Here is a 12,331-nt window from a genome sequence, read left to right on the forward strand (position 1 = left end):
GGGGAGGCGGGCTCGACGGTGGGAGGCTGCCGCCGGTGGCGCAGCTCCAGCGGGAGCACCGCCAGCGCGACCAGCAGCCCGACCCCGCCGGTCACCGCGAAACCCCAGAACGGAGCGGAAGCGTCGATCACCGCGCCCGCCAGCGGGGCGCCCAGCGCGATGCCGACGGTGACGGCGGAACCGTGCAGGCCCATCGCCTCACCACGGACGCTGGCGGGGGCGAGCCGACTCACCGCGTCGGCGGTCGCCGCGAGGGTGGGGGCGCAGAGCGCGCCGGCCGGAATCAGCGCCAGGCAGAGCAGCCACCAGTGGCCGCCGCCCAGCCCGACCGGAATGGTGCAGAGGCTGAGCGCGGTGGCCAGCGCCAGCGGGGAGAAGGAGCGCTTGACCGCGCCGTACGCGAAGCCGCCGACCAGCGACGCGACCGCCCACATGGCGAGCACCGCCCCGGTCCAGCCGACCTCCCCGCTGGCCCGCAGCACGGCCACCACGGCGACGTCGGTGCCGCCGAGTACCAGGGTGGCCGCCGCACTGACCGCGAACACGGCGAGCAGGCGGGGCGTCAGCCAGAGCCGGCGCGGCACCCGGGGTTGCGGCCCGACCGGCTCGTCGGCGCTGCGGGTGGGTGGATTCATGAACCACAGCGCGGCACCTGCGCCGACCACGCCCGCCCCGACCGCCCAGAGCGTGACCCGGGCCGAGACGGCGGTGGCCAGCGCCACGGCCAGCGCCGGCCCGACCATGAACGACAACTCGACGGACATCGAGTCCAGCGCGTACGCCGGGCGACGTTGCGCGGCCGGCACCAGCGCGGCGACCGACTGGCGGATCACCGAGAAGACCGGCAGGGCGAGCAGACCGGCCAGGAACGCGGCCGGCAACAGTACCGGGTACGGCAGGGCCGGGGCACTCGCCCAGAACGCCGCCTCGGCGACGGTCGTGAGGGCGAGCACGGGACGCAGGCCGTGCCGGTCGACCAGGCGGCCGAGCAGCGGTGAGCCGATCGCCCCGCCCACGGTCAGCGCGGCGCCGACCAGGCCGGCCGCGCCGTAGCCCCGGCCGAGGTCGAGCACGACGAAGAAGGTCAGCGTCACCCCGGTCGCGGTGAGCGGGATGCGGGCGAGCACGGACAGCAGCAGCAACGGCCGCAGCCCAGGCAGAGCGAGCACCTGCCGGTAAGGTGTCATGTTCATGATGGTCCGTACCTCCGGCGGCCATCCTGCGCCGGGGGTACGACATCGGCAAGCGAATACCCGCTCAAGCGGTGCGCATTACCGCCTCGCCCGGGAGCCGCACCCCGGCGTCCGTCATCTCCCGCAGTGCACGGTCGAGGGTCTGCGGCGCGACGGCGGCGGTCAGGTCGAGCAGCACGGTGGCCTCGAAGCCCTCCCGTACCGCGTCCAGCGCGGTGGCCCGTACGCAGTGGTCGGTCGCGATGCCCACCAGGTCGACCCGGTCCACGTCGTGGCGGCGCAGCCAGTCCGCCAGGCACTCGCCGTCGTCGGCGTGCCCCTCGAAACCGGAGTACGCGGCGGCGTGCTCCCCCTTGTGGAAAATCGCCTCGATCCGGCCGGTTTCCAACTCCGGGTGGAACTCCGAACCGGTGGTGCCCACCACGCAGTGGCGGGGCCAGGAGTCGACGTAGTCCGGTGGGTCACCGAAGTGCGACCCCGGGTCGATGTGGTAGTCCTTGGTCGCCACCACGTGGTCCCAGCGGCCCGGGTCCGCGGCGAGCAGCCGGGAGATCCCGGCGGCCACGCCGGCGCCCCCACCGACCGCGAGTGAGCCACCCTCGCAGAAGTCGTTCTGCACATCCACGATGATCAGGGCGTTGGCCATCGATTGCCTCCCTCAACTGGTCGGTACAACGGTGACCGGGATGGCCGGGTCACCGGCGGAGAGCTTCAACCCCTCCCACGGGATGGAGATCAGGCACTGCCGCAGGTGCTCCCGGGACTCGTCCAGGGAGGGCGGCGCGACCGGCTCCCCGTCGACGACGAAGGAGCGTTGCAGCAGCCGGTCGTTGGGCTGCCGGTCGGGAACCCCCTGCGGGACGATGACCTCCTCGGTGGCGGTGCCGGTCGGCTTGTGCCGGCGTACCGCGACCTTCCGGCCGCCGATGGTGGCCTTGTGCTCGGAGCGCTTGACCACCGGGCGTCCGTCCACCTCGACGAGCTTGTAGACCAGGCCGGCGGTGGGGGCACCGGAGCCGGTGACCACGGCGGTGCCGGCACCGTACATGTCGACCGGCTCGGCGGCGAGCGCCGCGATGGCGTACTCGTCCAGGTCGCCCGAAACAATGATCTTGGTTTCGGTGGCGCCGAGGGAGTCGAGCAGTTCCCGAGACTGCTGGGCGATCACCGCCAGGTCGCCGGAGTCGATGCGGACCGCCCGCAGCTCCGGCCCGGCCACCTCGATCGCGTTCCGGATGCCCTGGCTGATGTCGTACGTGTCCACCAGCAGCGTGGTCTCCTTGCCGAGGGTGGCCACCTGCGAGGCGAACGCCGCCCGCTCGTCGTCGTGCAGCAGGGTGAACGCGTGCGCTGCGGTGCCGGCGGTGGGGATGCCGTAGCGCCGGCCCGCCGCCAGGTTCGAGGTGAACCGGAACCCGGCCAGATAGGCCGCCCGGGCCGCGGCCACCGCGGCCTCCTCGTGCGCCCGCCGGGACCCCATCTCGATCAGGGTGCGCCCGCGCGCCGCGGTGACCATCCGGGCCGCCGCGGCGGCCACCGCGCAGTCGTGGTTGAGCACCGAGAGCACCAGCGTCTCCAGCACCACGCACTCGGCGAAGCCGCCGGAGACGGTGAGGATCGGCGAGCCGGGGAAGAACAGCTCACCCTCGGCGTACCCGTCGACGTCGCCGGTGAACCGGTAGCCGGCCAGCCACTCGGCGGCGGCGTCGTCGACCACCCCGGTGCGGCGCAGGAACTCCACCTCGTCGGCCCCGAAGCGGAAGTCGTGGATCAACTCCACCAGCCGGGCCGTCCCGGCGACCACCCCGTAGCGGCGCCCCGCCGGCAGCCGTCGGCTGAACACCTCGAAGGCGCAGCGCCGGGCGGCGGTGCCGTCCTGTAGGGCGGCGCTGACCATGGTCAGCTCATAGTGGTCGGTCAACAGCGCGGGACGAAAGGTGCTCACGATCCCAGCCTAGAGTTCACCCCGGCTGCCCGCCGCCGTGGCCCGTGATCGAGCGCAACGCGCCCGGCAACTCGGCCCGCCCGGTGACGCCCAGCTTGCTGTAGACCCGCTGGAGGTGGTTCTCCACCGTGCGGGTGGACAGGAAGAGGCGTTCGGCGATCACCCGGCTGGTCACACCCGCGGCGGCCAGGGCGGCGATCTGCCGTTCCCGGTCGGTCAGGGTCGGCCGCAGCGCCTCCAGCGCCGGGGTGCGGATCTGGTCGCAGCCGCCGGCCAGGGCGCCGAAGCGTTGGTGCGCGGCGGTGGCCGCGCTGCCCCGCTCCCGGCGCAGCGCCCGCAGCGCGACCGCGGCGGCCTCGCTGGCCCACACGGTCAAGCCCCGCTCGGCGAACGCGTCGGCCACCGCCAGCAGGTCGACACCGTCGTCGTCAACCGAGGCGCGGGCGTACCGGGCGATCAGCGGCGGCAGTGCCCCGTCGACCCGTTCGGAGAGGTCGGTCAGACGTTGCGCCACCGTGCGGCGGCTGCCGTCGGTGCAGGTGGGTCCGACCGGAGCGTCCGCCGCGCCGAGCCGGACCAGATCGTGCAGGACCAGCACCTCGTGTCCGGCGAACCCGTCGGCGCGGAGCCGGTCGGCCAGGTCGCCGAGGTGCTTGACCGCGCCGGGCAGGTCGCCGCCGGCGGCCAGCACCGCGCCGCGGGCCTGCTCCAGCCAGGGGTAGAGCACCGCCATGCCCGGGGTGTGCACCTGGTCCGCCTCGGCCATCGCCTCCGCCGCCGCCTCGGCCTCACCCCGCCACGCGGCGGCCTGGGCCCGCTCGGCATGGGCCAGGCCGGCGTAGACCCGGCTGGTGGCCAGCACCGCGCACGCCCCGAGGCTGATCTTCAGGGCCTCGCCGCTGCGCCCGCGCAGCCGTGCCGCGTACGCCTGAAGGATCGCCAGGTAGCCGGTGCCGAGCCGGAAATCGCCCGCCCCCGCCAGGTCGGCGAACTCGTCGGCGGCGATCGCGTCGATGCCGGCCAGGTCACCGGCGAGCGCCAACCGGGTGCCGCGGGCCAGGTCCATCGCCAGTTGCAGGTACGGCATGTCGGCCCGCCAGGCCGGCGCCTCGGCCTGCACCCGGGCGATCGCCGAGGCGCTGTGCCGGAACCGCCCGCGGGCGGCGTCCAGGTGCGCGATGGTGCAGCGGGCCAGTTCCCGGGCCGCCACGCCGGCCGCCGGCCGGTCCAGCACCGACCGGCTCAACCGCAGCGCCTCGGTCACGTCCAGCCGGTGCAACCGCATGATCGCCTCGAAGGCGCGTACCCGGGCCTGGTCGCCGGGGTCGCTCAGCTCGGCGCCGGCGCGGGCGACGTCGTCCACCGTGGACTCCCGGCTCAGCCCCCAGTAGCTGACCATGCCCCGTACGGTCAGCCAGCGGCTGCGCCGCTGGTCGTCGGCGACCTCGCCGGCCACCGCGTCCAGCACGCGCAGCGCCTCGTCGGACCGGTCGGCGAACATCAGGATGGTGGCGAGCAGCTCCGCGGCGTCGAATCCGCCGTCCAGGTCGAGCGCCGCGCGGGCCAGCCGGGTCGCCAGGGGTACGTCGTAGCGGGCGAACGCCTGGGCCGCGGCGGCCCGCAGCAGCGCGCCGTCCTGGGCGGTGCCCGAGTCCAGCCGCCACACCGCGACCCGGAGCAGGTCGCCCCGGCGCCGGGCGCCGACCGCCTCCACCAGCTCGGCCAGGCGGGCCCGCAAACGCCTGGTCCGGCTGACCGGGCAGTTGCGACGCAGCACCTCGCCGTAGAGCGGGTGGGCCAGCCGGACGTCGAGCCGACGGTCGTCCTCGACCATCGTGATCAGGCCGCGTTCCTCGGCGACCTCCACGTCGGTCGGGTCGGCGGCCTGGTTGAGCAGGTGCAGACCGAGGGGCTCGCCGACGGCGACCAGCTCCACCACGGCCCGTACCCCGGGATCCAGCCGGCCGATCCGGGTGTCGATCAGGTCGGTGAGGCTGGGGGCCAGTTCCAGCCGCCCGGTCCACCGCCACACGCCGTAGCGGCGGTCCAGTTCACCGCCGCCGTTCGCGGCGTGCACCAGTTCGCGCAGGAGCAGCGGATTGCCGGCGGAGAGCTTGGCGAGCCGGTCGGCCGAGCAGGCGTCGACCGGGCCGTCCAGGATGGCGGCGAGCAGGTCGCTGGTCTCGGTGGGGCCCAGCGGGGCCAGCTCGACGTGGGTGACCAGGTCGTCGGTCCACAGTGCGCGGATCGGCAACGGGATCTGCTCGCCGTTGCGCAGCGTCCCCAGCACGACGGTGTTCTCCTGCCGGGCGAGCAGGTGGACCAGCGCGGCCGACGGCGGGTCGAGCAGGTGGGCGTCGTCGATGGCCAGCACGATCCGCCGGCCGGCGGCCTGTTCCTGCAGCACCTCCACCGCCCAGCGCAGCACGCCGGCCGGGGAGAGCCCCTGCGGCTGCTCGGCGGGGAGGACCTGGGCCAGCCCACCGAAGGGTAGAGCGGCGGTGGCGGTGCTGGCCGCGACGGACCAGATCGCGTACCGGTCGGCGGGCAGGGCCGCGACCCCCTCCCGCAGCAGCCGACTCTTGCCGATGCCGGCTGTGCCGCTGAAGAAGAGGCCCCGCCCCTCGACCCCTTCCACCGCCGATCGCAGACAGTCAAGTTCATCCGTTCGGCCGACGAAACACCACCGACTCATCGGAGCAGCATATCGACGGAAATCCGTCCGCGTAGGCACCGTCACGCTGTGAAGTTGAGTAATCCGGCGATTACCGCTGAGTATCGTGGTGTCCCGTACGAGTCGGTGGAAGCCTTTACCCTTCCGGCATCCGGGTGCTACCGCACCCGACGGTTCCGGCGGGCGCCGCACCGTCCGCCCTCACCGGGAGCTGCCGATGAGATCCGGTCCACTTCCCGGGATCGACGTGCCCGACGAACCGGGCCGGGCCACCACGCTGGCCGGGGGCGGGCCGCTGCCGACCCGCCTCGGGGTCACCGAGCCCGGTGCCGACGACCCGCTCACCGTGGTCGCCGCCGGCCCGGCCGGCGCCGCCCGGCGTGAGGTGCTCGCCGCCCTGCTGGGCGTCCCCGCCGGCATGCTCACCGTGCCGGCCGGCAGCACGCTGCTCATCCGGTACGCCCGGGTCGCCACCCGGGCCGCGTACGTGCCGGGCTACCGGCAGCCGCACATCTACGGCGCGGACCAGGCCGCGGCCGGCCCCGCCCTGGCCCGGCCTCCGCGCCGGGTCGAATTGAGCCTGCCGGAGTCGCTGCTGCGGTACTTCGCGGTGCTCGACACGCCGGACACCGACACCCTCGGCGTCGCCGGTGGGCGGGTGCTCCTGGACGCGGTGGGCCGCGGCGGCGCGCTGCTCTTCGTGATCGGCGCTGACCAGGCGTTCAGCGCCGCGGAGCTGCACCTGCTCGCCGAGGTGGCCCGGGCGCGGGCGAGGGTCTTCTTCGTGGTCACCCCGGGCGCGGGCGGCTGGGCCCCGGTCGACCCGGCGGCACCGTCTCCGGCGGGTGAGGCGGGGGCACCACCTCCGGCCGGCGCGCCGGCCCTGCCGGCTGCGGCGGGCGACGTGGCGGCCCCGGTCGACCCCGCCGGGGTGGCCGTGGAGGCGCACCGGGCGGCGCTGCTGGCCGCCGTGCCGGCCCTGGCCGACGCGCGCTGGTTCCCGGTGCACCGGGCGCAGCATCCCGACCTGCACCGGGCTCTGACCGGCTGGGCAGCCGACGAGGCGCTGCGTCGGGGCAGTCTCCAGCCGCTGGTGCTGCCCGGCGCGCACGGCCGGGTGCCCGTCCGGCCGGATGTCGACACCGGAGGCTGGTCGGAGTGGCTGGAGCGGCAGACCCGCACCTGCGCCCGCAGCATCCGCCAACACCTCGCGCTCGAACTGGCCAACACCCATCTGCGGGCGGTCCAGGAGATCGTCTTCGGGGTGGGCTGCGCGGGCCTGCCGCAACTGCTCGACCGCGAGATGGAGGCGCTCTCGCTGCTGGCCACCGCCGCCTGCGACCACGCGGTACGCGCGATCGTCGACGAGGCCGCCGCGCGGATCTTCGGCGCTCCGGTGGCCGAGGGGGTCCGTCGGCGGATCATCGCCGCAGTCCACTGGGGCCTGGCCGAGCCGTCGTCGGGACCGGGCCTGGCCCGGGTGCTGCTGGTGACCAGCACCGCCGGGGTGGGTGACCTGACCGGCGCCGGCGCGATCGACGCCCTCGCCGGTCATCCCGGCCCGCCCCGCGCCGAGGTGCTGCCGCCGGTCGCGATCGCGCTCTCCGGCGGGTGCTGGCAGCACTGGCGCAGCCCCGGCAACGACGACCAGGGTGCCGCCCGGTCCTGGGCGCAGCGGGTGCTGCGCGAGGTGGAACTGGAACTGTCCCGCGAGATCTCCCGCCGGTTCGAGGCCGTCCGGCTGTCGCTCGGCACGGTGCTCTCCGATGCGCTCGACCACGGCATCCTGCTCGCCTGAGCGGGCGTCGTCCGGGCCGTCCAGGGCTCCCATTGCTGCAGTCGGGGAGGGTGATCCGGGCGGCCCCGGCGTTCCGGTTCCTCGAATCGCCGGATCCGGTGGCACGATGGGAGGCATGGCGGCTCCACAGGTTGCACCGGTCGAGACGCCGGACACCGACGAGGTGCCGGTCTCGGACCGGCCTTGGGTGACGATCGTCTGGGACGACCCGGTGAATCTCATGACGTACGTGACCTGGGTTTTTCAGAAGCTCTTCGGGTACAGCCGAGAGAAGGCGGAGCAGCTCATGCTGGACGTGCACCACAAGGGCAAGGCGGTGGTGTCGACCGGAGCCCGGGAGCGGATGGAGCACGACGCCTCGCAGCTGCACGCTTACGGACTGTGGGCGACGGTGGAACGCTCGTGAGCGCGAGGAGTGAGCCGGGGTTGCGAGCCCCGCAGTCGCGAACAGGACGGCAGTCGTGAGCGCGAGGAGTGAGCCGGGGTTGCGAGCCCCGCAGTCGCGAACAGGACGGCAGTCGTGAGCATGTTCCGCCGCCAGGGCGACCGCTACGTCGCCACCTTCGCCGTCGACGAGGTGCGCGTGCTGCGCAAGGTCGCCTCCGAGGTGGTCGGGCTGCTCACCGACGGGTTCGACCACGGCGACCCGGTCGTCGGGCGGCTCTTTCCCGAGGTGTATCCGGACGACCCGACGGGCACGGCCGAGTTCCGCCGGTACACCGAGGGTGACCTGAAGACCGCCAAGATCGACCAGGCGGGCGCGATCCTGGCCGCGCTGCCGGACAGCGCCGGCGGCGAGGTGCGGCTCGACGCCGAGGCGGCCGAGGCGTGGCTGCGGGCGCTCAACGACGCCCGGCTCGCGATGGGCGTCCGGCTGGAGATCAAGGATGGCACCGACCTGGGCGAGGAGCTCGACGAGGCGGTCGCCGAGGACCCGACCTCGTCCCGGGTGTTCCAACTGTCGGTCTACGCCTACCTGGGTTACCTTCAGGAATCCCTGCTCAACGCCCTGATCGACTGAACTGTGACGGTCGCCGCCTCGCCCCGTGCGGCCGGTGGGCGCTAGGCTGGGGCACGTGCTGAGCATCGACCGGTCGATCGTCGAGGCGATCGTCGCCCACGCGCGTCGGGACCACCCCGACGAGGCGTGTGGCGTGGTCGCCGGTCCCGCCGGCAGCGACATCCCCACCCGGCACATCCCGATGGACAATGCCGCCCGCTCGATGACCTTCTACGAGTTCGACTCGATGGAGCAGTTGCGGGTGTGGCGGGAGATGGACGACCGCGACGAGGAACCGGTCGTCATCTACCACTCGCACACCGCGACGGAGGCGTACCCGTCCCGCACGGACGTCTCCTTCGCCGGTGAGCCCGGGGCCCACTACCTACTGGTCTCCACCCGCGAGCCCGACACGGAGGAGATCCGCTCCTTCCGGATCGTCGACGGCGTGGTGACCGAGGAGCCGGTGCGGATCGTGGACGCTGCTGTTGACCCGCACGCCGTGCAGTCCTACATGTTCGGGCAGAGCCCGGCGACGGTCGATTACGAGTGTTCCGGCCGCTGACCTCCTCAGCGCCGTCCCACCGTTCACGTCCCGTCACCGAAGCACACCCGATCAAGGAGCACGACATCATGGCCATCGAGGTTCGCATCCCCACCATCCTGCGCAGCTACACCGGCGGCGCGAAGGTCGTCGAGGGTGCCGGGGACACCCTGGGTGACCTGCTCACCGACCTGGACTCCCGGCACGCCGGCCTGAAGGCCCGGCTGGTCACCGACGCCGGCGCGCTGCACCGCTTCGTCAACGTCTACGTCAACGACGAGGACGTCCGCTTCCTCGGCGCGCTGGACGCCAAGCTCAACGACGGCGACAGCGTGACCATCCTGCCCGCGGTCGCCGGCGGCGCGTTCGGCTTCGCGGCGGCAGCCGCGCTCAGCCAGCACCGGGCTTCCGTCGCCGGGCGCGTGGCGCACGACGCGGCCGTCGCCGCCCACTGAGGGCGGCCGTCATGGCGCGGTACGACAGCCTGCTCGACGCCTGCGGCGGCACCCCCCTGGTGGGGTTGCCGCGGCTCTCGCCGACGGTGCCCGAGGGGGCGCCGCCGGTGCGGCTCTGGGCCAAGCTGGAGGACCGGAATCCGACCGGCAGCATCAAGGACCGCGCGGCCCTGTTCATGGTTCGCGCGGCCGAGCAGGCCGGCCGGCTCCGCCCCGGGGACACCATCCTCGAGCCGACCAGCGGCAACACCGGCATCTCCCTGGCCATGGTGGCCAAGCTGCGCGGGTACCGACTGGTCTGCGTGATGCCGGAGAACGTCTCCACCGAGCGGGTGCAGCTGCTCCGGATGTACGGCGCGGAAATCATCTTCTCGCCGGCCGCCGGCGGCTCGAACCAGGCCGTGGCGACCGCGAAGCAGATCGCGGCCGAGCATCCGGACTGGGTGATGCTCTTCCAGTACGGCAACGAGGCCAACGCCCGGGCGCACTACGAGACGACCGGGCCGGAGTTGCTGCACGACCTGCCCACGATCACCCACTTCGTGGCGGGGCTGGGCACCACCGGCACCCTGATGGGCACCGGACGGTACCTGCGCGAGAAGGTCGACGGCATCCAGGTCGTCGCCGCCGAGCCGCGCTACGGCGAGCTGGTCTACGGCCTGCGCAACATCGACGAGGGGTACGTCCCCGAGTTGTACGACGCCACCGTGCTCAGCCGGCGTTTCTCCGTCGGCACCCGGGACGCCGTGCTGCGTACCCGGCAGTTGGTGGAGGTGGAGGGGATCTTCGCCGGCTTCTCCACCGGGGCGATCCTGCACGCCGCCCTCGCCGTGGCGCACGAGGCGGTACGCGACGGACGCCGGGCCGACGTGGCCTTCGTGATCGCTGACGGCGGCTGGAAGTACCTGTCGACCGGTGCCTACGGCGGCACCCTGGCCGACGCGGAGAATGCCCTCGAAGGCCAGCTCTGGGCGTGAGCGTCCGACCCCGCGGGCGGCCGGCGGACCGCCGGCCGCCCGCGTGGGTGTCACGTTGGTGACAAGTTCCAGTAGATGATTCTTGCCCGCCGTCGCTGCGCGTAGGCTGCGCAGCGTGGCGTACGCGTCGGTAGAGATCATCGGCGGTGCTGACACCGGCGTGTCGACTACTGTGAGTGACAGCGGGGCGACCGGATGAGACTGATGGTGCTCGGCTGCGCGGGCAGCTTCCCCGGCCCCGAGTCCCCCTGTTCCGCCTACCTGGTCGAGGCGGAGGGGTACCGGCTGCTGGTGGACTTCGGTTCCGGCTCGCTGTCCACCCTCCAACGCTATGTGGGCCTGCACGCCCCCGACGCCATCCTCCTCACCCACCTGCACTGCGACCACATCCTCGACGCCGCCTCGTACGTGGTGGTCCGCCGGTACGCGCCGGACGGCCCGTACCCGCCGCTGCCGGTCTACGCCCCCTCCGGTGCCCCGGACCGGCTCGCCGCCGTGTACGGCCAGGAGGACAGCACCGTCGAGGACGTCTACCAGTTCTACGGCCTCCAGCCGGGCACCTTCCCGATCGGCCCGTTCACCGTCACCGTGGACCGGATGAACCACCCGGTCGAGACGTACGGGGTGCGGCTGGAACACGGCGGACGGGTGCTCTGCTACTCCTCGGACACCGCCCCCTGCGACGCGCTGCTGCGGCTGGCCCAGGACGCCGACGTCTTCCTCTGCGAGGCCAGCTACCTCGACGGCGTGGACAACCCGCCGGATCTGCACCTGACCGGCCGGGAGGCCGGCGAGGCGGCCACCAAGGCGGGGGTGGGTCGGCTGCTGCTCACCCATCTGGTGGCCGCCTGGGGCAGCGAGGCGCACACCGTCGAGGCGGCGGCGTCGGCGTACACCGGGCCGCTGGAAGTGGTCCGCGCCGGAGCCGCGTACGACATCTGAGACACCTGCCACCGGTGGAGGGCACCCGGGATCGGTTGGATCACCCGACCGCATAGGGTGCAGGGATGGCGCGACCTGACGGGCGGCTGCCCGACCACCTTCGACCGGTGACCCTGACCCGCGGCTGGAGCAGCCACCCGGAGGGGTCGGTGCTTGTCGAGTTCGGCGACACCCGGGTGCTCTGCACCGCCAGCGTCACCGAGGGTGTGCCCCGCTGGCGCAAGGGCTCCGGCCTCGGCTGGGTGACCGCCGAGTACGCGATGCTGCCGCGGGCCACGAACACCCGCTCCGACCGGGAAAGCGTCCGCGGGAAGATCGGGGGTCGCACCCATGAGATCTCCCGGTTGATCGGCCGGAGCCTGCGCGCCAGCATCGACCTGAAGGCGCTCGGCGAGAACTCGATCGTGCTCGACTGCGACGTGCTCCAGGCCGACGGTGGCACCCGTACGGCGGCGATCACCGGTGCGTACGTGGCGTTGCACGACGCGGTGACCTGGCTGGCCGCCCGCCGGTCGCTGGCCGGCAAGCCGGAGAAGGTCATGCACCGGTCGGTGGCCGCGATCAGCGTCGGCATCGTCGCCGGGGAGCCGAGGCTGGACCTGAACTACGCCGAGGACGTCGCCGCCGAGGTGGACATGAACGTGGTCTGCACCGGCTCCGGCGAGTTCGTCGAGGTGCAGGGGACCGGGGAGGACGGCGTCTTCTCCCGAGGGCAGTTGGACGCGCTGCTCGACCTGGGCGTGGCAGGCTGTCTGGAACTGGCCGAGGCGCAGCGCAAGGCGCTCTCGTCGTGAGCGCGACGG

Annotated in this window: 12 protein-coding genes; 8 read left to right on the forward strand and 4 right to left on the reverse strand. The window is 73.4% G+C overall.

The annotated features are described in order from the left end of the window. From E1166_RS10100 to E1166_RS10115, 4 genes are all read right to left on the reverse strand, one after another. Positions 1-1,193 (reverse strand): MFS transporter (locus E1166_RS10100; RefSeq protein WP_132337845.1); only part of this gene is annotated, 1,193 nt, incomplete at its 3' end. A gap of 64 nt (positions 1,194-1,257) precedes the next feature. Next, the gene (locus E1166_RS10105; protein WP_132337847.1) at positions 1,258-1,839 is read right to left on the reverse strand and encodes an isochorismatase family protein; all 582 of its coding nucleotides are present in this window, start codon (positions 1,837-1,839) and stop codon (positions 1,258-1,260) included. Positions 1,840-1,851: 12 nt separating this feature from the next. Further along, on the reverse strand, positions 1,852-3,138 hold the full coding sequence (locus E1166_RS10110) for a nicotinate phosphoribosyltransferase (protein WP_132337849.1): 1,287 nt from the start codon (positions 3,136-3,138) through the stop codon (positions 1,852-1,854). 16 nt (positions 3,139-3,154) lie between these two features. Next, on the reverse strand, positions 3,155-5,833 hold the full coding sequence (locus tag E1166_RS10115) for a LuxR family transcriptional regulator (protein WP_132337851.1): 2,679 nt from the start codon (positions 5,831-5,833) through the stop codon (positions 3,155-3,157). A 196-nt stretch (positions 5,834-6,029) separates the two neighbouring features. Here E1166_RS10115 and E1166_RS10120 point away from each other — a divergent pair, with 196 nt between their 5' ends. The 8 genes from E1166_RS10120 to rph all read left to right on the forward strand — a co-directional run bounded on the left by E1166_RS10120 (position 6,030) and on the right by rph (position 12,322). Beyond that, complete coding sequence (locus E1166_RS10120) at positions 6,030-7,610, forward strand: hypothetical protein (protein WP_132337853.1); 1,581 nt, start codon at positions 6,030-6,032, stop codon at positions 7,608-7,610. Positions 7,611-7,725: 115 nt separating this feature from the next. Continuing rightward, complete coding sequence (gene clpS / locus E1166_RS10125; RefSeq protein ID WP_132262827.1) at positions 7,726-8,016, forward strand: ATP-dependent Clp protease adapter ClpS; 291 nt, start codon at positions 7,726-7,728, stop codon at positions 8,014-8,016. Positions 8,017-8,136: 120 nt separating this feature from the next. Then, complete coding sequence (locus E1166_RS10130) at positions 8,137-8,631, forward strand: DUF2017 domain-containing protein (protein WP_207914149.1); 495 nt, start codon at positions 8,137-8,139, stop codon at positions 8,629-8,631. Positions 8,632-8,686: 55 nt separating this feature from the next. Further along, positions 8,687-9,175 (forward strand): M67 family metallopeptidase, encoded by a 489-nt coding sequence (locus tag E1166_RS10135; RefSeq protein WP_132337855.1) that lies wholly within the window; start codon positions 8,687-8,689, stop codon positions 9,173-9,175. A gap of 68 nt (positions 9,176-9,243) precedes the next feature. Then, positions 9,244-9,609, forward strand: a complete 366-nt coding sequence (locus E1166_RS10140) for a MoaD family protein (protein WP_132262821.1) — start codon at positions 9,244-9,246, stop codon at positions 9,607-9,609. 11 nt (positions 9,610-9,620) lie between these two features. After that, the gene (locus E1166_RS10145) at positions 9,621-10,586 is read left to right on the forward strand and encodes a pyridoxal-phosphate dependent enzyme (RefSeq protein WP_132262819.1); all 966 of its coding nucleotides are present in this window, start codon (positions 9,621-9,623) and stop codon (positions 10,584-10,586) included. 195 nt (positions 10,587-10,781) lie between these two features. Further along, positions 10,782-11,528: an MBL fold metallo-hydrolase gene (locus tag E1166_RS10150; protein WP_132337857.1), complete on the forward strand. Its 747-nt coding sequence runs from the start codon at positions 10,782-10,784 to the stop codon at positions 11,526-11,528. Between the two features lie 65 nt (positions 11,529-11,593). Then, positions 11,594-12,322, forward strand: coding sequence for a ribonuclease PH (gene rph / locus E1166_RS10155; RefSeq protein WP_132337859.1), 729 nt, complete (start codon positions 11,594-11,596; stop codon positions 12,320-12,322). Positions 12,323-12,331 lie beyond the last annotated feature (9 nt).

The sequence above is a fragment of the Micromonospora sp. KC213 genome, assembly GCF_004348325.1.
Classification (GTDB): domain Bacteria; phylum Actinomycetota; class Actinomycetes; order Mycobacteriales; family Micromonosporaceae; genus Micromonospora.